The organism is Nocardia sp. NPDC050710 (genome assembly GCF_040654375.1).
Taxonomy (GTDB): domain Bacteria; phylum Actinomycetota; class Actinomycetes; order Mycobacteriales; family Mycobacteriaceae; genus Nocardia.
The window spans coordinates 288531-307953 of the sequence record NZ_JBFAHV010000004.1; the positions used below are offsets into that span (position 1 = coordinate 288531).

19 protein-coding genes are annotated in these 19423 nt (G+C 67.9%); 9 read left to right on the forward strand and 10 right to left on the reverse strand.

Translation table 11 applies throughout. The features are described from left to right. Nucleotides 1-352: 352 nt before the first annotated feature. The 9 genes from AB0H61_RS11295 to AB0H61_RS11335 all read right to left on the reverse strand — a co-directional run bounded on the left by AB0H61_RS11295 (nucleotide 353) and on the right by AB0H61_RS11335 (nucleotide 8197). Nucleotides 353-1207: a class I SAM-dependent methyltransferase gene (locus tag AB0H61_RS11295; RefSeq protein ID WP_357301987.1), complete on the reverse strand. Its 855-nt coding sequence runs from the start codon at nucleotides 1205-1207 to the stop codon at nucleotides 353-355. A gap of 5 nt (nucleotides 1208-1212) precedes the next feature. Further along, nucleotides 1213-1554, reverse strand: a complete 342-nt coding sequence (locus tag AB0H61_RS11300; protein WP_357301990.1) for a VOC family protein — start codon at nucleotides 1552-1554, stop codon at nucleotides 1213-1215. Further along, on the reverse strand, nucleotides 1551-1727 hold the full coding sequence (locus AB0H61_RS11305) for a CopG family transcriptional regulator (RefSeq protein WP_357301992.1): 177 nt from the start codon (nucleotides 1725-1727) through the stop codon (nucleotides 1551-1553). Before AB0H61_RS11305 ends, AB0H61_RS11300 begins: the two co-directional genes overlap by 4 nt. A gap of 526 nt (nucleotides 1728-2253) precedes the next feature. Continuing rightward, complete coding sequence (locus tag AB0H61_RS11310) at nucleotides 2254-3084, reverse strand: sirohydrochlorin chelatase (RefSeq protein WP_357301995.1); 831 nt, start codon at nucleotides 3082-3084, stop codon at nucleotides 2254-2256. A gap of 1 nt (nucleotide 3085) precedes the next feature. After that, complete coding sequence (locus AB0H61_RS11315; protein ID WP_357301998.1) at nucleotides 3086-4381, reverse strand: GTP-binding protein; 1296 nt, start codon at nucleotides 4379-4381, stop codon at nucleotides 3086-3088. A gap of 1 nt (nucleotide 4382) precedes the next feature. Then, on the reverse strand, nucleotides 4383-5315 hold the full coding sequence (gene cysD / locus AB0H61_RS11320; protein WP_357302001.1) for a sulfate adenylyltransferase subunit CysD: 933 nt from the start codon (nucleotides 5313-5315) through the stop codon (nucleotides 4383-4385). 73 nt (nucleotides 5316-5388) lie between these two features. Beyond that, entirely contained in the window at nucleotides 5389-6108 is a 720-nt protein-coding gene (locus AB0H61_RS11325) for a phosphoadenylyl-sulfate reductase (protein WP_357302004.1), read from the reverse strand. Nucleotides 6109-6121: 13 nt separating this feature from the next. Beyond that, nucleotides 6122-7933 (reverse strand): nitrite/sulfite reductase, encoded by a 1812-nt coding sequence (locus tag AB0H61_RS11330; RefSeq protein WP_357302007.1) that lies wholly within the window; start codon nucleotides 7931-7933, stop codon nucleotides 6122-6124. Between the two features lie 171 nt (nucleotides 7934-8104). Next, nucleotides 8105-8197 (reverse strand): Ms4527A family Cys-rich leader peptide, encoded by a 93-nt coding sequence (locus AB0H61_RS11335; protein WP_357302009.1) that lies wholly within the window; start codon nucleotides 8195-8197, stop codon nucleotides 8105-8107. A gap of 213 nt (nucleotides 8198-8410) precedes the next feature. Here AB0H61_RS11335 and AB0H61_RS11340 point away from each other — a divergent pair, with 213 nt between their 5' ends. The 7 genes from AB0H61_RS11340 to AB0H61_RS11370 all read left to right on the forward strand — a co-directional run bounded on the left by AB0H61_RS11340 (nucleotide 8411) and on the right by AB0H61_RS11370 (nucleotide 15286). After that, entirely contained in the window at nucleotides 8411-8821 is a 411-nt protein-coding gene (locus AB0H61_RS11340; protein WP_357302012.1) for an SgcJ/EcaC family oxidoreductase, read from the forward strand. A 179-nt stretch (nucleotides 8822-9000) separates the two neighbouring features. Beyond that, nucleotides 9001-10185 carry a radical SAM family heme chaperone HemW gene (gene hemW / locus AB0H61_RS11345; protein ID WP_357302310.1) on the forward strand — a complete coding sequence of 395 codons (1185 nt, stop codon included), beginning with the start codon at nucleotides 9001-9003 and terminating at the stop codon, nucleotides 10183-10185. A gap of 115 nt (nucleotides 10186-10300) precedes the next feature. Continuing rightward, nucleotides 10301-10510 (forward strand): hypothetical protein, encoded by a 210-nt coding sequence (locus AB0H61_RS11350; RefSeq protein ID WP_357302015.1) that lies wholly within the window; start codon nucleotides 10301-10303, stop codon nucleotides 10508-10510. Between the two features lie 657 nt (nucleotides 10511-11167). Then, the gene (locus tag AB0H61_RS11355) at nucleotides 11168-11971 is read left to right on the forward strand and encodes an alpha/beta hydrolase (RefSeq protein WP_357302018.1); all 804 of its coding nucleotides are present in this window, start codon (nucleotides 11168-11170) and stop codon (nucleotides 11969-11971) included. Nucleotides 11972-12177: 206 nt separating this feature from the next. Next, nucleotides 12178-13209, forward strand: a complete 1032-nt coding sequence (hrcA, locus tag AB0H61_RS11360; RefSeq protein WP_357302021.1) for a heat-inducible transcriptional repressor HrcA — start codon at nucleotides 12178-12180, stop codon at nucleotides 13207-13209. A gap of 180 nt (nucleotides 13210-13389) precedes the next feature. After that, nucleotides 13390-14541, forward strand: coding sequence for a molecular chaperone DnaJ (dnaJ, locus tag AB0H61_RS11365; protein ID WP_357302024.1), 1152 nt, complete (start codon nucleotides 13390-13392; stop codon nucleotides 14539-14541). A 4-nt stretch (nucleotides 14542-14545) separates the two neighbouring features. After that, complete coding sequence (locus AB0H61_RS11370) at nucleotides 14546-15286, forward strand: 16S rRNA (uracil(1498)-N(3))-methyltransferase (protein WP_357302027.1); 741 nt, start codon at nucleotides 14546-14548, stop codon at nucleotides 15284-15286. A 450-nt stretch (nucleotides 15287-15736) separates the two neighbouring features. On the opposite strand, the gene AB0H61_RS11375 is transcribed toward AB0H61_RS11370, so the two are convergent. After that, nucleotides 15737-17005: an MFS transporter gene (locus tag AB0H61_RS11375; RefSeq protein ID WP_357302030.1), complete on the reverse strand. Its 1269-nt coding sequence runs from the start codon at nucleotides 17003-17005 to the stop codon at nucleotides 15737-15739. A 192-nt stretch (nucleotides 17006-17197) separates the two neighbouring features. Between AB0H61_RS11375 and AB0H61_RS11380 the strand changes: the two genes are divergently transcribed. Together AB0H61_RS11380 and AB0H61_RS11385 are read left to right on the forward strand one after the other, a co-directional pair. Further along, entirely contained in the window at nucleotides 17198-18112 is a 915-nt protein-coding gene (locus AB0H61_RS11380; protein ID WP_357302313.1) for a LysR family transcriptional regulator, read from the forward strand. Between the two features lie 108 nt (nucleotides 18113-18220). Next, a complete protein-coding gene (locus AB0H61_RS11385; protein WP_357302033.1) occupies nucleotides 18221-19372 on the forward strand; it encodes a PhoH family protein in 1152 nt (383 codons plus the stop codon). Nucleotides 19373-19423 lie beyond the last annotated feature (51 nt).

Consider the following 19423-nt stretch of genomic DNA (forward strand, 5'->3'; position numbering starts at 1 on the left):
GGCGACGCGATGACGATCGAGGACATGATCGCCGGATCGGCGTCACCAACAGCCGCATTCACGGTGCTACCTGCGCATTCGACAGGGCGCCGTGAACGAGCAGCCCGCCAAGTAAACAACACGAGTTGCGATAGTCGCGGCATCGACCCGCCCAGATTATCGCTGGAATCCCCTGGTAGGGACGGTCCTGCCGCGGTCGCCGGGGCTCGGCCAGCGGGAGGTGCAGCGACAGGTGGAACTCGCACTGGTTGCAGGACTGTCCGGAAGTCGTGCGCGATCTGCGGTGCCGCTTTCCCGCATGTGCGGAGCCGGTCGAACGCCACGACACTCATCGACTGTGACGTGCCCGGTATTAGGACGTCGCCACCAGGATCTGCTCCGACTCCGCGGGTCGCAGACCGTCGGTGCGGTCGGCGAAGTAGCGACGGGTGAGGTCATCGGACGAAATATGCTGGACCGCAGCGAAGCCCGCGTCCTCGGCCAGCGCGACTATCTCGCCGGGGCTGAAGAAGCTGATGAACGGAGTGTCCGATGCGTGGGCGCCCTGCTCGGCGAACCTGCGCATCTGGTGTTCGCCGGGGCCGACGAGTTCGAATGGCAGCATGAAGGTCGTGGCCAGGGTGGAGCCGGGCGCGAGTGTCGAAATCTGGCGCAAGGTGGCGATATTCGCCTCCCTGGTGAGGTACATCGAGACGCCGGTGGACGCCACGACCGCGGGCCTGCTCGGATCGAAACCGGCGGCCAACAGACGCTCCCACCAGGAGTCCACCTCGAAATCGACGGGTACCAGCCGCAACCACTCCGGGATATCGAACCCGAGTTCGGTGAGGCGTTGCCGCTTCCACGCCTGCGGGCCGGGCTGGTCGACCTCGAATACCGTCAGCCGCGCGGCCGACTCGGGCCTGCGCTGGGCGAAGGTGTCCAGTCCGGCGCCGAGGAGCACGTACTGATCCACGCCGCGGCCGACCTGTTCGGCGAGGAGATCCTCGACGAAGCGAGCGCGAGACACCATGCCCGCGCGCATGGGGCTTGTGCTCCGCGGATCCATATCCGGGCGGTGCTGCCAGTCGTCCTCGGGCGCCGCGAGCCGCAGCCCGATCTCGTCGTGGAAAACATGAGGGACCGCATCGATGCGCACATGTAGGGCCCGCCACAGCGCGACCCGGACCGCGGTGTGATCCGGGGCGATCGTCAGCTCGTTCGGCATCGCGCTCAGTCCTGGCCCGGCGCCTGCAGATTCCACTGCCGCCCATCCGGGTCGCGGACGGTCATCTCCTGGGTCCCGTAGTGGGTCTGCTCGAATTCGGTGACGATCTCGACATCGCCGCCGGGGCGGCTCTGCGTGTCGGCGACTTTCAGGACCAGCAGTGTCCGCGGATCCTGGGTCGGCGGGACCTCGGCCACGAAGACGGAGGGGCCATCACCGTTACGGAACTGACCCGAACCGTGGCCGGTCTCGAACTCGACCTCGAATCCCAGCTCCTGCAGAAACCGGGCCTGCTTGCCCCAATTGTGGGTCTCCAGGAACACGGCGTCGATGCCCTCGGTTCTCATCGCTGATCCTCTCCTGACAGTGACTGCGCGTGGGTGTCGTCGAGATACGCGCGCAGCGCGTCGGCAACCAACGCCGACAACGACATTCCCGACTCGATCGCCCGAAACTTGACCTGCTTGATCAGTCCGATCGGCAGGTAGACGTTGAACTGCTTCACATCCTCGTCGCCCACAATCCGATGCTAGCATGCTAGCAAACTAATAGGCTAGTAAAGTTCGGTACTCGGGAGGTGGGGGGCCGGTGCCGGCCGACGCAGACATGGAGTGAGCATGCGGATGCCGTAGACGAACGGTTCGTCTCGGTCGAGGCGGCAAGCGACGTGGCGGTAGAAACCGGCGGGCTTCGTCGCTGTCGCTCTGGCAATGAGTCGGCGCGGTGCTGTCAGCGTTGGATGAGCGGCCGGTGCCGGAATCCGGTGATCCCCAACGGATCACCGACCGCTTCTGTCGGTCCATCAGCGCCCTCGGGCGACTGGTTCCGGGGCACTGTGCAGAACGGTGGCTACCTGCCCGAGAGGTGTTGCGCTTCGGCCGCCGGATTTGTCGGTGGCGCGGAGGGATCGACGGCGGGAATCACCCCTTCGCGGCCGTTGTACTCGCGGCGGGAGCATCGATATCGAGCGTGCGGGTCGCTGATAGTCAGCGTGGGGTGGCTCCAGCCGGGGCGGGTCGTTATGCGGGAGGCTGAGGCAGCCGAATTCAGGCGGTGAGCGCCAAGGCGTCCGCGAGGGCGGCGTCGTAACGGTCCCAGATGATTTCGGTGAGGGCCGGGTGGGAGCCGATGACGCCGGTGTGCACCGAGTTCGGGGTGGCGGTGACGAGCCGGTCGGTGAGCAGGCCGGGGGCGAGGAACCACGGGGCGATGAGAATCCGGTCCGCGCCACGGGCGCGCAGGCGCGAAATCGCCTCGGTGACAGTTGGTTCGGTGGTTGCGAAGCAGATTTCGGTATGCCAGCCGGTGATCGCGGCCAGTTGCCGGGCCACCCCGGCGGTGCGGGCATTCGCGGCGGCGTTGGACGATCCGACGGCGGCCACGGCGATGCCGAGACGGTCATTGCCGCGGGACCACAGGGTATTCGGTGCGCCCGAGTGGGGGTCGAGTGCGGTGCACGCCTCCCGCACTCGATCCCGCAGCGCCGAGATGAGGCGGGCATCGGGACCCAATACATCGGCCTGGGTCAAGTGCAGGTGCGGATGCCGGGCCCGGGCCGCCTCCAGCAGGCCGGGCAGGTCGACGCGCGCGTGAAAGGCGCTGCCCAACAACAGCGGCGCGACCACGGCGTGCGTATGCCCCTGCGCCGCAACCGCGTCCACCACCTGTTCGACCGACGGCGCGCTGAGGTCGAGGAACGCCAGCCGTACGTCGAGATCGGGACGGGCAGCGGCCACCTCGGCGACGACCGCCGACATGGTCGCCGCCGACCGTGGGTCGCGACTGCCGTGCGCGACCGCGATCAGCGCCGGGCCGCCGGACACCCGCGCGGGTGTACCCGGGAGCAGCGGCGACGCGATGCCGATCGGGGTGCGCATCTCAGGCCCCGGTGCCGACCTCGACCGCGCTCAGCACGTCGCCGACCAGACCCGCTCCGAGGGTGTTGCCGCCGGCGGGGTCGATGAGCAGGAAGCTGCCGGTATGCCGGTTGGCCCGGTAGTCGTCGGCCGCGACCGGCTCGGCGACGCGCACCGAGATCCGCCCGATATCGTTGAGCTCCAACGACTCCGGGTTAGGGTCGGCGGCCAGGCGCTGCTCGTCGAAGCGCTCCAACAGCGTGCCGACGATGGCCTGGGTGGTGCGGGTGCCGTGCTTGAGCAGCAGCCGGGCGCCGGGGCGCAACGGCTTGTCGCCGAGCCAGCAGACGGTGGCGTCGAAATTGTCGATCGGCTCGGGGGCGTCGGTGACCGAGGCGATGATGTCGCCGCGGGAGATATCGACCTCGTCGGCCAGGACCAGTGTGACGCTGCGGCCGGTCTGCGCCACCGCCAGCTCACCGTCGGGGGTGTCGATGCGCTCGACGGTGGTGCGAATCCCCGAGGGCAGCACCACGATCTCGTCGCCGGGGGAGACCGATCCGGCGGCGATCTGCCCGGCATACCCACGGTAGTCCGGGTATTCGGCGGTGCGCGGCCGGATTACGTACTGGACCGGGAAACGCAGCCCGAGCGAGTGCACGCCGGTGCTGTCGGCGTCGACCGGCACCGACTCCAGGTGCTCGATCAGCGAGGGTCCGTCGTAGTACGGGGTGTTCTCCGAGCGCGAGGCGATATTGTCGCCGTGCAGCGCGGAGACCGGGATCTCCAGCACATCCTCCGCCGCCCAGCCGAGTGTCGTGGTGAGCGTGTTGAATTCGGCGGAGATCGCGGCGAAGACCTCGGCCGGGTTGTCCACCAGGTCGATCTTGTTCACCGCGAGTACCAGCTTCGGCACCCCGAGCAACGCGAGCACCGCGGCGTGGCGGCGGGTCTGCTCGATGACACCCTTGCGGGCGTCGACGAGCAGGATCACCAGCTGCGCGGTGGACGCGCCGGAGACGGTATTGCGGGTGTACTGCACGTGCCCGGGGGTGTCCGCGAGCACGAAAGACCGCTTGGGCGTGGCGAAGTAGCGGTACGCGACATCGATGGTGATGCCCTGTTCCCGCTCCGCGCGCAGCCCGTCCACGAGCAGCGAGAGATCCGGGGTGGCCAGACCCTTATCCACCGACGCGCGGGTGACGGCGTCGATCTGGTCGGCCAGTACGGATTTCGTGTCGTAGAGCAGCCGTCCGACCAGGGTGGACTTGCCGTCGTCGACAGAACCGGCGGTGGCCAGTCTCAATAGGTCGGACATCTCAGAAATAACCCTCTCGCTTACGGTCTTCCATCGCGGCTTCGGACACCCGGTCGTCACCACGGGTGGCGCCACGCTCGGTCAGTCGGGACGCGGCCACCTCGGCGAGGATCGCCTCGTTGTCGGCCGCGTCGGAAATGATGGCGCCGGTGGTGGATCCGTCGCCGACGGTGCGGTAACGCACCGAGCGGGTCTCCGGCACCTCGCCCTCGCGCGGGCCGCCCCACACGCCCGGCGTCATCCACATGCCGTCGCGCTGGTACACCGGGCGCTCGTGCGCGTAGTAGATGGTCGCGAGTTCGACGTTTTCCCTGGCGATGTAGCGCCAGATGTCGAGCTCGGTCCAGTTGCTGAGCGGGAACACGCGCACATGCTCGCCCGGCGCGTGCCGCCCGTTGTACAGGTTCCACAGCTCGGGGCGCTGCCGCTTCGGGTCCCACTGGCCGAAGGCGTTGCGCAGCGAGAAGATGCGCTCCTTGGCACGGGAGCGCTCCTCGTCGCGGCGGCCGCCGCCGAACACCGCGTCGAAGCGGTTCTCGGAGATGGCGTCCAGCAGCGGCACGGTCTGCAGCGGGTTGCGGATGCCGTCCGGGCGCTCGGTGAGCCTGCCGTCGGCCAGGTAGTCCTCGACGCTGGCGACATGCAGGCGCAGCCCGTACTTCTCGACCACCTTGTCGCGGAACTCCAGCACCTCCGGCAGGTTGTGGCCGGTGTCCACGTGCAGCAGCGCGAAGGGCAGCGGCGCGGGCCAGAAGGCCTTGAGCGCCAAGTGCAGCAGTACGGTGGAGTCCTTGCCGCCGGAGAACAGGATCACCGGCCTCTCGAACTCGCCCGCCACCTCGCGGAAGATGTGGATGGCCTCCGACTCCAACGCCGCGAGGGTGTCGAAGTCGGTGATGCCAAGAGAGCGTTCACTTCTGATGGTCTCGGTCATGCTGTGTCCTATCTGCCTGCCCGAGGGGGCCCTGCGTGGTTACGCAGGCTGCCTCCTCCGGGCCCTGACTCGGTCAGGCGGTGTGCAACCCGCATTCGGTCTTGGCGAGGCCGGCCCAACGGCCGCTTCGCGGATCGGATCCCGGCTCCGGCTTCCGTGTGCAAGGAGCGCAGCCGATGGACGGATAACCCTCCTCCACCAGGGGATTGACGAGGATGCCGTGCTTTTCGATGTAGGCCTGCATCTCGTCGTCGGACCACGGTGCGATCGGGTTGATCTTCACCAGGCCGAAGGCTTCGTCGTAGGAGATGAGCGGAGCGTTGGCCCGCGTCGGGGCTTCCACCCGGCGGATGCCGGTCACCCAGGCGTTGTAGCCCGCCAGCGATTTCTGCAGCGGCACCACCTTGCGCAACCGGCAGCATTCACCGGCGTCGCGGGCGAACAGATCCTTACCGAGTCGCTGATCCTGTTCGGCGACAGTGTGTTCCGGGCGTACGTTGATCACATTGACGCCGTACACCGCCTCGACCGCGTCCCTGGTGCCGATGGTCTCGGCGAAGTGGTAGCCGGTGTCGAGGAAGAGCACGTCGACACCCGAGCGAACCTCGGCGGCGAGGTGCACCAGCACCCCGTCCTGCATATTCGAGGCGACGATGTAGCCGGAGCCGAAGTTCTGCTCGGTCCACCGCAGCAGTTCGACGGCGGAGGCATCCGGCCCGAGCTCGGCCGCACCCTTTTCGGCGATGGCCCGCAGCTCGTCCTCGGACAGCTTATCCGCGAGTTTCGTTGTCACAATTGATCTCCCGTCACCGAAGGTCGGCTTCGTCGGCACGAACGGCCCACTGTGCGAACCGTTCGCCGTCCTCGCGGTGCTTGATGAAGTTGCGCACCACTCGCTCGATGTAGTCACCGAGCTCGTCGCTGGTCACCTTGTGCTGCCGCAATTTCCGGCCGAAGGCGCTGTCGAAGCCGAGGCTGCCACCGAGGTGAACCTGGAATCCCTCCACGTGATTCCCGGCGCCGTCGTCGACCAGCTGGCCCTTGAAGCCGATATCGGCGATCTGCGAGCGCGCGCAGGAGTTGGGGCAGCCGTTGATATTGATGGTGACCGGCACGTCCAGCTGGGCGTTCAGGTCCTCGAGCCGCTGTTCCAGCTCCGGAACCAGCACCTGGGACCGCTTGCGGGTTTCGGCGAAGGAGAGCTTGCAGAACTCGATGCCGCTGCAGGCCATCAGATTCCGTCGCCACAGCGACGGCCGGGCCTGCAGGCCGAGCGGTTCCAGTTCATCGATGAGCGCGTCGACCTTGTCGTCGGCGACATCCAGCACGATCAGCTTCTGGTACGGCGTGAACCGGATGCGGTCCGAGCCGATCCGCTCGACCGCGTCGGCGACCTTGGTCAGGATGGTGCCGGATACGCGGCCCGCGATGGGGGAGAAGCCGACCGCGTTCAGGCCGTTCTTCAGCTTCTGCACGCCGACGTGGTCGATCGGCTTGGTCGGCTGCTCCGGCGCCGGGCCATCGATCAGCTTGCGCTTCAGGTACTCGTCCTCCAGCACCTGGCGGAACTTCTCGATACCCCAGTCCTTCACCAGGAACTTCAGGCGAGCCTTGGTGCGCAGGCGGCGGTAGCCGTAGTCCCGGTAGAGCGAGACGACCGCCTCCCACACATCCGGCACCTCGTCCAGCGGCACCCACACGCCGACCCGCTGGGCCAGCATCGGGTTGGTGGACAGTCCGCCGCCGACCCACAGGTCGAGACCGGGGCCGTGCTCGGGGTGCTCGACGCCGACGAATGCGACGTCGTTGATCTCGTGCACCACATCCTGCTGGCCCGAGATGGCGGTCTTGAACTTGCGCGGCAGGTTGGAGTACTCCTTCTTGCCGATGTAGCGGCGCACGATCTCGTCGATGGCCGGCGTCGGGTCGATGATCTCGCCGAAGGACTCACCGGCCAGCGGCGAGCCGAGCACCACGCGCGGGCAGTCGCCGCACGCTTCGGTGGTCTTCAGTCCGACCGCCTCGATGCGCTTCCAGATCTCCGGGACGTTCTCGACCTCGATCCAGTGGTACTGGACGTTCTCACGGTCGGAGAGGTCGGCGGTATCGCGACCGAACTCGGTGGAGATCTGGCCGAGGGTGCGCAGCTGCTCGACGCTGAGCGCGCCCGCGTCGCAGCGGATGCGCATCATGAAGTACTTGGCCTCGAGAATGTCGATGTTCTCGTCGCCGGTCCAGCTGCCGTCGTAGCCCTGCTCACGCTGGGTGTAGAGACCCCACCAGCGGAAGCGGCCGCGCAGATCGCCCTTGTCGATGCTGTCGAAGCCCTGCTTCGAGTAGATGTTCTCGATGCGGGCCCGGACATTGAGCGGGTTGTCGTCCTTCTTGGACTGCTCATTCGGGTTCAGCGGCTCGCGGTAGCCGAGCGCCCACTGGCCCTCGGCCTTGCGTCGCACCGGCTTACCGGTGCGGGCGCGCGGTCCGGCCGCCGCTTCCGGACGCGGACGGTCGGGGCGAACACGCCGCTCGGAGGCGGGGCGTTCGGGACGTGCGTGCGGCCCCGGCCGGGATTCGGGCGTGGGCTGATCGCTGTGACCGGCGTCGGTGCTCGACGTCATGGGGTCGCTCCTGCTGGGTGGGTGGTACATCCGTGCTGAAGGCGCTCGGGGTGGCAGCCGGCGGAGCCGGCGGGGCGGGTGGGCGCTGTGCTGGCTCAACGCCCGCGGTGTCAGCGGGCCGATGCGATATCGGGATAACGCCGGGCAAACCCGGGAATGCGCGCCGCTGAGCTACCGGTGGGAACCGGGCAGACAGCAGGCACTGCAGACGCGCTTGTAGTCGACGTGGCGACGTGCCACAAGTCGTACTCCAGATCCGCGCATTCGCCCATTGTGCCATGGGGGATCGGCCGTTCCGACCGCCCTGCCAGTATTTCCCGCGCAATTGAGGGAAATTCCCTGGACCGCCGGGTCTATTTGTGACCGCTGTCATAGTTAGCCGGGTGAATGCGGCCGGTGATGCACTCGGCGGGTCCGATGTGATGCCCGTCCACCGGGTATTGACCTCGAGTTAGCTAGAGGTACGAAGCTCGTGACATGAATCTCGCAGCAATCGACCAGGATGTCGAAATCGAAGCAATCAAGCGGGTGGTCGCCGCCGTCGAGCAGGCTCAGCGCAACGAGCTCGTCGACGACTTCGTGCGGCTGTTCCGCGCCGACGCGATCTGGACCACCGGACACGGCAAACGACTCTTCGGCCGCGACGCCATCGCCGAGTTCACCGCCCAGGTGTTGCCAGGCGCCATGGGCGACCTGGTGCCCAGCTATGAAGTCGAACATGTGCTGTTCATCCGGCCTGACGTCGCCGCGGTCAAGGTTCGCCAGCAGTACTTCACCAAGGACGGTGAGCCCACCGGCGGGATCGGAACCCCGATGTACGTGATGTCCAAAGAGGATGGCCGCTGGCTACTGACCGCCAATCAGAACACCCAGGTGGTCGAGGACTGAGGTTCGCATCGGCCCGGTACGAGGCCGGGCCGATCCCGCCGCGGCGGCCCGCCGAACAACGGACCCGCGCCGCCCAGAGCGCAGGTGAGGTCGACGGCCGAGGCCATGTGTCGCCCGGAGAGGAGCGCGCGCGGGCAGGTCGTCACACTGGAGGGGTGAGTTCACCCGCCGCAACCCCGATGAGCACCGAGTCCGCGGACCCGGTGCTGCGCGATTTCGGCGGCGGCCAGTTCGGCATCTACGTGCACGTGCCGTTCTGTGCGACGCGCTGCGGATACTGCGACTTCAACACCTACACCGCGGGCGAGTTGGGCACGTCGGCCTCACCGCAGTCCTGGCTCGAGGCTCTGCGTGGGGAACTGGCCACCGCGGCGACGCGGTTCGACGCGCTGCCGAGCGCGACACCCGAGGTGGAGACCGTATTCGTGGGTGGGGGTACACCCTCGCTGCTCGGCGGCGACGGTCTGGCCGCGGTGCTCGACGCAGTGCGGGCGAACTTCACCCTCGCGCCCGGCGCCGAGGTGACCACGGAATCGAATCCGGAGTCGACCGCGCCCGCCTTCTTCGAGCGGATTCGGGCGGCGGGGTACACCCGGGTATCGCTCGGCATGCAGTCGGCCGCCCAGCATGTGCTGAAGGTGCTCGATCGCACCCACACCCCGGGCCGTGCGGTCGCGGCCGCACGGGAGGCGCGCGCGGCGGGGTTCGAACACGTGAATCTGGATCTGATCTACGGCACCCCGGGCGAGCGCGACGCCGACCTCGACGCCAGCCTGGACGCGGTGCTCAGCGCGGGCGTCGATCACGTCTCGGCCTACTCGCTCATTGTCGAGGACGGCACCGCGCTGGCCCGCAGGGTACGTCGCGGCGAACTCCCCGCCCCCGACGACGATGTCCTCGCCGCACGCTACGAACGCATCGATACCCGCCTGAGCGCGGCCGGGCTCACCTGGTACGAGGTATCCAATTGGGCCGCAGGCGACTCCGCGCGCTGCCGGCACAATCTCGGGTATTGGGACGGCGGTGACTGGCTGGGCGCGGGCCCCGGCGCGCACAGCCACCTCGGCGGCGTGCGCTGGTGGAACATCAAACACCCGGCCCGCTATGCCGACCGCGTCGCCGTCGGCGGACTCCCCGCGGCGGGCTGGGAGTCGCTCACCGACGACGAGCGCTACACCGAACGTGTGATGCTGACCGTCCGGCTGCGCACCGGCCTGCCCGTCGATGAGCTCGACGTGACCGGCCGTGCGGCCGTGCGCGGAATCGTCGCCGCGGGTCTGGCGACGGTGTCCGGCGAGCGGCTGGTGCTGACCGATCGCGGTCGGCTGCTCGCCGACGGTGTGGTGCGCGACCTGCTGGTCTGACCCGGCGACGGCGATCACCGACGCCTTGCGCGACTTCGCGCGAAGCCGGTTGCGGTGAAGGTACTATCGCCGTGCCGATGACCCGTATAGGCTCCGAGCAACCCCAAGGAGTCCTATGCCCCCGGCACGCCACATCACCCTTGTCCATGAGCAGAACGAGTTCGCTGAAGCGCGTGCCGCGGAGAAGGCGGAGAACGCCCGCCAGAGCGCGATAGCCGCACGGACCGTCGCCAGCCACTCCCATAATGCCGATGATTGCCAGTCGCTGCTGGCCATGCTCGGCCTGGACGCACTCGCGGGCAAACAAGCCAAAACCCTGCGCTAGCGGCGGCATCCGGCGTGACCCCGTCGCTCGCTCGGCGATGGATGACCGGCGTGGCGAAGCGCCGAGCGCGGTGAGTCACGGAACTTCAGCGCCGTGATGGCGGTGTTCGCTGCCGCCGGACCGGCACTGGAGGCTGTCCGGTCGGCCGAAAGTCTCGGACCGCCCGGCCGAAGACGGACTCGACCTTGTCCACGGGGATGGACGCCGTTACCCGGCTCGGTGACGTCCCGCGGGCCGCGCGGAGGCGCTGGGCGGTGCATGACGGATCGCGAAAACCGTGGAGGCGGGCGATCATCGAGACGAATCGGTGCCTGCTGTCCGGTCGGATGAGTTCGCTGCGTACGCCGAGGCGAGCAGTGCGCGGTGGTGATCGTGTGCCGGGTGAGGGGCCGATATCCGCGCCGGACGATGCTCGCTGCCGATAGCCGCGGGCCGATCGGACCGGACCGTGTCACAGGCGGGACCGTGCCGGAGACGGCAGTCCGGTTCGCCTATAAAATGCATCGGGTTGACCCTGGCATCACCGAGTAGGTGGTGCTCGCCGTCCGCGGATGCTCGCGGACCACGGTTGGCGCATCGTGGCCGATATCGCACTGGAATTCCTCGACGAGCAACTGCCGAACGACCCGCTCGGCGACTGACGAAGGAGTGTTGGCGATGAAATTTGGGACTATCGCGCGCGGTGCCCTCACCGCGCTGGCACTATCGGTGACCGCCGCCGTGGCGGTCACCCCGGCGCAGGCCGCGCCGATGCCCACCGTGGTACTGGTGCACGGCGCCTTCGCCGACACCACCAGCTGGGACGGTGTTTCCGCCCAGCTTCGGGCCGACGGCTATCGCGTTGTCACACCGGATAATCCGCTGCGCGGACCGGCCTACGACGCCGCCGCCGTACAGCGAACGCTGGACACCATTTCGGGACCGATAGTGCTGGTCGGGCACTCCTACGGCGGCTTCGTGATCAGCCAGATACAGGACCCACAGGTCGAATCCCTTGTCTACATCGCGGCGTTCGCCCCGGTGCAGGGTGAGATCGCGCAGGCATTGCTGGATCCGATCCGCTTCCCCGGCAGCCAGCTGTGGCCGCCGGCGTTGCAGGTGAAGATGGTCGACGATCCGCAAGGCCTCGCGGGGAGGAACATCGACGGTTATCTCGCGCAGGACCGGTTCCACGATGTCTTCGCCCAGGACGTCACAGCCGCCACTGCCGCTGACATGTTCGCTCACCAGCGCTCGATCGCGCTCGTCGCGAATCTGCAGCCGTCGGTGCGCCCATCCTGGTCGGACACTCCGAGCTGGTACCTGGTGTCGGGCGGCGACCGTGTGATTCCGCCCTCGTCGCAACGATTCATGGCCAACCGGATGGGTGCGCGTACGGGTGAGATCGACTCCTCGCACGTCTCGCTCGTCTCACGGCCCGCAGCGGTGGCCGCGGTGGTCGAGGAGGCCGCCGGGCGCTGATCGGTCGGCCCACCACGCCACAGCCGCGTGTGACCACGGCGGCCCCGGGAACCCCCTTGCCTCCGAGTACCCCCGTCGGTGAACGGGGCAGTTTGTGTGATGGCAACTAAACTGGATACTCAGACGGAATCGGGAATCGGCGGCTGATCGTCCTCCCGGGTACGTCGACGGGTCTTCGACGTACCGAGAGCGAGGAGGTGGGCCTGATGTCGAGCACCGAGGATCGGCGCTTCGAGGTCCTGCGCGCGATCGTCGCCGACTATGTCGCGACCAAGGAGCCGATCGGGTCGAAAACCCTTGTCGAACGGCATAACCTCGGTGTCTCGAGTGCGACCGTGCGCAACGATATGGCGGTGCTGGAGGCCGAGGGCTACATCACCCAGCCGCACACCAGTTCCGGCCGCATCCCGACCGATAAGGGCTACCGGCAGTTCGTGGACCGGATCTCGGAGGTCAAACCGCTGTCCGTGGCCGAGCGGCGGGCGATCATGGAGTTCCTGGAGTCCGGTGTCGACCTGGATGACGTGCTGCGCCGCGGTGTCCGCCTCTTGGCCCAGCTGACCAGGCAGGTCGCCGTCGTCCAATACCCGACCGTATCGGCGTCGACCGTCCGGCACATCGAGGTGGTGGCGTTGAACCCGGCGCGGCTGCTGCTGGTGGTGATCACCGATACCGGGCGCGTGGACCAACGGCTGGTCGAACTCGGCGCCCTCGTCGACGACGAGGATATGGCGGCGCTGCGCGGCATGCTCGGCGGCGCCATGGACGGCAAACGGTTGGCGGCGGCCTCGGCTGCGGTGGCCGAATTGCCCGAACGTGCCCCGCTCAAGCTGCGCGATGTGCTGATCCGGGTGTCGACCGTGCTGGTGGAGACGCTGGTCGAGCATCCGGAGGAGCGGCTGGTGCTCGGTGGCACCGCCAACCTGACCCGCAATGCCGCGGACTTCGGGCTGCCCGGTTCGCTGCGTCAGGTGCTGGAGGCGCTGGAGGAACAGGTGGTCGTGCTGAAGCTGCTGGCCGCGGCGCAGCAGCCGGGCACCGTGACCGTCCGCATCGGCGAGGAGACCCAGGTCGAGCAGATGCGCGGCACGTCGGTGGTCTCCACCGGCTACGGCGTTTCGGGCGCGGTACTCGGTGGCATGGGGGTGCTCGGCCCGACCCGGATGGACTATCCGGGCACGATCGCGTCGGTCGCTGCGGTGGCTCGGTACATCGGTGAGGTACTTGCCGAACGCTGAGGTTCGGCGTCGCTGCTACCCTCGAACTTCCGGCCGGATAAAGTTGAGTGCATCCGACTAATGCTGTCGGCGGCGGTCTTCCGCTGTCACGCGCTTCGGTTGGAACGGTGCAGACAAGGATGAGCCCACGCCCGGCTGACCGGTCGGACGGTGGAGAGCGACCAAGGACTAGAGACTCAAGTGGCACGGGATTACTACGGACTGCTCGGCGTCGCCAAGAACGCGACCGACCAGGAGATCAAGCGCGCCTATCGCAAGTTGGCGCGTGAACTGCATCCCGACGTCAACCCCGACGAGGCGGCGCAGGCCCAGTTCAAAGAGGTGTCGACGGCCTACGAGGTGCTGTCCGACCCGGAGAAGCGGCGCATCGTCGATCTCGGTGGCGACCCGATGGAATCCGGTGGCGGCGGCGCGGGCTTCTCCGGCGCGGGGTTCGGCGGTCTCGGCGATGTCTTCGAGGCCTTCTTCGGCGGGATGAGCGGGACCGGCGGTCAGCGCAAGCCGCGCGGCCGGGTGCAGCCCGGCGCCGATTCCCTGCTGCGGACGCGATTGAGCCTGGCCGAATGCGCGGTCGGTGTGACCAAACACCTGACCGTCGACACCGCGATCCTCTGCGATATCTGCCACGGTTCCGGAACCAACGGCAAATCCAAGCCGGTGCGCTGCGAAACCTGCGGTGGCGCAGGCGAAGTGCAGTCGGTGCAGCGTTCCTTTCTCGGTCAGGTGCTGACCTCGCGGCCCTGCCCGACCTGTCGCGGCGCGGGCGAGACCATCCCCGACCCCTGCCACAAATGCGGTGGTGACGGCCGGGTGCGGGCTCGCCGCGAGATCGCCGCGCCGATCCCGGCCGGTGTGGCCAATGGCATGCGGGTGCGGTTGGCGGCGCAGGGCGAGGTCGGCCCCGGCGGTGGTCACGCGGGCGACCTCTACGTGGAGATCGTGGAGCAGCCGCACGACGTCTTCGTGCGCGACGGCGACGATCTGCACTGCACCATCCGGGTCCCGATGGTGGATGCCGCGCTGGGCACCACCGTTGTCATCGACACCATCCTCGACGGCCCGACCGAGCTCACCATCTCGGCGGGCACCCAGCCCGGCGAGGTGTCGGTGCTGCGCGGCCACGGCATGCCGCGGTTGCGTTCCGGTGCGCGCGGTGATCTGCTCGCGCATCTGGACATCGTGGTGCCGACGAAACTGGACGCCAAGCAGACCGATCTGCTGCGCAAGTACAAGGGAATGCGGGAACGCGATCGCGCCGAGGTGATGTCGGCCCAGTCCGAGCACAACAGCGGCCTGTTCGCCCGGCTGCGCGCATCGTTCAGCGGGCGCTGAGCCGTTGGCCGCCACGGTCTTCTATCTCGACGACATCCCGGAGCCGGGATCCATTGCCGTCCTCGACGGCCCGGAGGGGCGGCACGCCGCTACGGTGCGCCGCATCCGGGTCGGCGAGCCGATCACCCTGTCGGACGGACGCGGGCTGCTCGCGGAATCGGAAGTCGTTGCGGCCCAGCGGGATCGGTTGGATCTGAAGGTCCTGAACCGTACCGTCGCGCTGCGGGTCGCGCCGCTGGTCACGGTGGTGCAGGCGCTGCCGAAGTCGGACCGATCAGAACTGGCCGTCGAGCTGATGACGGAGGCGGGCGTCGACACCATCATCCCGTGGCAGGCCGCTCGCTGCGTCGCCAACTGGGAAGGCAAGGCGGCCAAGGCCGTTGACAAATGGCGCGCGGCGGCCCGCTCCGCCGCCCGCCAGTCCCGCCGTCCCTATATTCCGGAGGTAACCGACCTCCATCGCACCCGCGATCTGCTGGACCTGGTCCGAAAAGCCAAGTCCGACGGTGCGATCGTGGCCGCACTGCACGAATCCGGCACCGCCCGCTTCACCGAGCTACCCTTCGCCGACGCCGCCGACGTCATCCTCATCGTCGGCCCCGAGGGCGGTCTAGACGAATCCGAACTGTCCGCCCTGACCGAGGCCGGCGCCCACCCGGTCCTGCTCGGCCCCACGGTGTTGCGCACCTCGACCGCCGCAACCGTCGCCCTAGGCGCACTCGGCGCCCTCACCCCCCGCTGGTAGCGGGTCTTCACAGAGTTTCGGTGCGGTTCACAGAGATTAGAGCCGCTGTGAACCGTGCGGAAGCTCTGTGAGAGCCGAATCCCATCCCGGTGGCCCAGGTGCGGCGGAGCAGTTGCTGGAAGTAATGGCGGGGGATTTCCGAGACGGCTCCGCATGACCGGCATTCCAGCGCGTCGCGGGTGCTGAACTCGGCGATCGGCTTTCCGTAGATCGAGATGGTGGTGACGAGTTGGCGTAGGCCGTGGTCGGCCGGAGCGACGCAGCAGTAGCAAGGGATTTCCAGTACGGCGTGGTATCGCACGGCGCGCCGCCATCCCCAGGGAACCAGCACGACAACCCCCAATAATCGGACTCGACGACGATGACCCTACCGACTCGGCACAGTGCGCGCCCGCGCGGTGGCGTTACCACCGAGCGCTGGTAGGGCGACGAGTGCGGCCACGCAATCGGTCAGGCCGCGCCGTTCGCTCCACGCGCAGGCGATGTCCGCGGTGCGGCATGGCCGCCGAATACCAGGGCCGTGACGAGTGCCGCTGCGACGGCGACGAGTGCCGCGACACAACAGGCCAGACCGATCCAGCCACCGCGAGCGTAGGCGATGCCCGCCATGCCACCGATTACGGCGCCGCCCAGGTAGTAGGCGAACAGGTAGAGCGAGGACGCCGCGCCGCGGTTCCCCCCGGCCATGGTGCCGACCCAGGCGCTCGCGACGGTATGCGCGCCGAAAAACCCCGCGGTGCACAGCAATATGCCGAGAATGACGGTCGCCAGGTGATCCGGGACGCTGACCGCGACGCCGACGGCCATCACTGTCACCGAGGCGGTGAGGACCCGATGCCGGCCCACACGGTCGGCCAGCCGACCGGCGAAGGCCGAGGCCGCCGTGCCCGCGAGGTAGAGCAGGAATACCGAACCCGATACCGCCGAAGGCAATTCGAAGGGCGGCTCGGTCAGGCGGTAGCCCAGGAAGTTGTATACCGAGACGAAGCCACCCATCAGGACGAAGGCCAGTCCGAACAGGGCGAGCAGCCCGCGGTGCCGCAGCGTGACCGCGAGATCACCCAGCACCGTACGGATTCCGGCGGGACGGGCCGTGAAGCCGCGCGACGGCGGCAGCGCACGAAGGAACCAGACGGTGCAGATCGCGGCCGCCACTCCGATCGCGGCCTCGGCCCACCGCCACGAGGTCAGGTCGAGGGTGAAGGTCGGAATCAGTCGCCCGGCCAGCCCGCCGATCGAGGTGCCCGCGACGTAGACGCCCATCGCGGTGCCGAGCCCCGCGCCGCCGACCTCCTCGGCCAGATATGCCATCGCCACCGCGGGCACCCCGGCCAGCGCCAGACCCTGTAGCGCGCGGCCCGCGAGCAGCACGTCCAGTGTGGGGCTGAGCGGCAGCAGCAGACCGATGATCGCGGCGGCCACCGCGGACCCGACCATCACCCTGGTACGCCCCATCCGCCCGGACAGCGCGCTCACCGGAATGATGGCCAGCGCCAGGAAGCCGGTGGTGAGCGATACCGCCAGCGCCGCACGCGCCGGTGTCGCGCCGAACGCCGCCGACAGGCTCGGCAGCAGCGCCTGCGCGCTGTACATGGACGCGAAGGTGGTCAATCCCGCCGCGAAGAGCGCGGTGGTGATGCGGCGCTCGTGGGCGGTGTCGGTCCGATGCGGGTGCGCGGTGTCGCCGAGCCTGGTCGTATCGGTATCTGCGCTGGTCATGGCACCTCCTGTAGTCAGGATCGCCACTTACACCGCGCGATGGAAATGAATAATAATGAGAGAGTTGATGCGTCCAGTACATATAGCGTGCTTACCGAGCCGGGGCCGGCGACGTGCGTGGTCCACGACACTCGCCGTAGATGTGCGCGATGGCCGCACGGATGGTCGTGGACGCAGGACGGAGGTATGCCGATGTTGGGTGAGGACCTGCAATGGTTCATCACACTCGCGGAATTGGAGCGGGTCGGCGCCGCCGCGGAACGCCTGCATATCGCCCAACCGACGCTGTCGCGCATGCTCGCCCGGCTCGAACGCAGGCTCGGCGCGGAATTGTTCGACCGCTTCGGGAAGCGGATCACGCTCAACGAATTCGGCCGCGTCTATTACGAACACGCGCGACGCGCGCAATCCGAGCTCGATGCGGCGGCCCGAACCATCGCCGATCTCACTAATCCGGCCAAAGGGGTTGTGCGACTGGCGTTTCTGCACTCCTTCGGCGGCTGGCTGGTGCCGCAGTTGGTGGGTGGGTTTCGCCGCGGCTCCGGTGGCATCACCGTGACACTGCGCCAGGGGGCCGCCGAAAAGCTGACCCACCTGGTGCTCGACGGTGTCGCGGATCTGGCCATCGTCTCGCCGCGCCCCGCGGTGCCCGGCCTCGGCTGGCGCGGGTTGCTGCATCAGCCGCTCGTCCTGGCCGTGCCCGCGGAGCACCGGCTGGCCGGGCGGCGTCAGGTCCGGCTCGCCGACCTCGCGGACGCCGAATTCATCACCATGCATCCGGGTTTCGGCATGCGCCGCATCTTCGACGACCTGTGTGCGGCGGCGGATATCCGACCGCGCATCGCCTTCGAGTCGAGCGATCTGATGACCGTATCCGGGCTGGTCGCCGCGGGCCTCGGGGTGGCGGTGCTGCCGCTGGAGGATCCAGCGCCGGTCGGGGCCCGGATCGGGCCCGTCACAATTCCGTTGGCCGACGCGGGCGCCGCGCGTGAAGTCGGGCTGATCTGGTCGGCCGCCGCCGCGCCGTCGGACGCGGTGCGCCGATTCCGTGATTTTGCCGAGGATTGGGCGCTGCGCAGGCGGGGAATCCCGACCGTACGGCGGTAAACGAGACCCGATCGGTAGCGGTTTATTCACTGTGCGGTGTCGGTGGGGCGCGTTAAACTTTGAGCTACGAAGCATCTGACGAGACCGGAAAGCAGGCTATAGCCACTTTTGAGAACACAAGGCGAGATCGGCGACCCGACCACCCCCGCAGCAGGCATGCGTTCATCCACCCCGCCGGCTTCGCCGGTTGCCGACCCCCGTGGTGCCGGCGACAACGGTTCGGGCCCCGCGGCGCGCACCGTGCGTTCCAGCATCGAACTCGCTCCCGAATCCGTGTTCCCGTTCCTCGGTTCGGCCGACCAGAATCTGCGTGAACTCGAGCAGTTGCTCGACGCGGATATCCATGTCCGCGGTAATTCCGTGACTCTCACCGGTAAGGCGGCCGATGTCGCCCTCGCCGAGCGTGTGATCGAGCAGCTCGTCGCGCTGACCGGCCGCAATCGCGTGGTGACCCCGGAGGCGGTGCGGCATACGGTGTCCATGCTGACCGAGGGTTCCTCGGAGTCCCCGGCGGAGGTGCTGAGCCTGGACATCCTGTCCCGGCGCGGCAAGACCATCCGACCCAAGACCCTGAACCAGAAACGCTACGTCGACGCGATCGACGCCAACACCATCGTGTTCGGTATCGGTCCGGCCGGTACCGGTAAGACCTATCTGGCGATGGCCAAGGCCGTGCAGGCGTTGCAGTCCAAGCAGGTCAACCGGATCATCCTGACCCGTCCCGCCGTCGAGGCGGGGGAGCGGCTCGGTTTCCTGCCCGGCACGCTCAACGAGAAGATCGACCCGTACCTGCGCCCGCTCTACGACGCGCTGCACGACATGATGGATCCCGAGGCGATCCCGAAGCTCATGGCCGCGGGCGTCATCGAGGTCGCGCCGCTGGCGTATATGCGCGGTCGGACGCTCAACGATTCGTTCATCATCCTGGACGAGGCGCAGAACACCACGGCCGAGCAGATGAAGATGTTCCTCACCCGCCTCGGCTTCGGTTCGAAGATCGTGGTGACCGGTGACGTCACACAGGTCGACCTGCCGACCGGAGCCCGCTCCGGCCTGCGCGCCGCCAGCGAGATCCTCATAGACATCGAAGATATCCACTTCGCCTATCTCACCAGCAGCGATGTGGTCCGGCACCGTCTGGTCTCGGATATCGTCGACGCCTACGACCGCTTCGAATCCGAAACCCGTCCGGCCGTCGGCCAGCACTACCCGGGTAACCGGGCTCAGCGTCGCGCAGCCAACCGCGGCGACCGGCATTGATTCCATACGGCAACACATGACGATGGCGTTCGGACGATCCGGACGCCATAG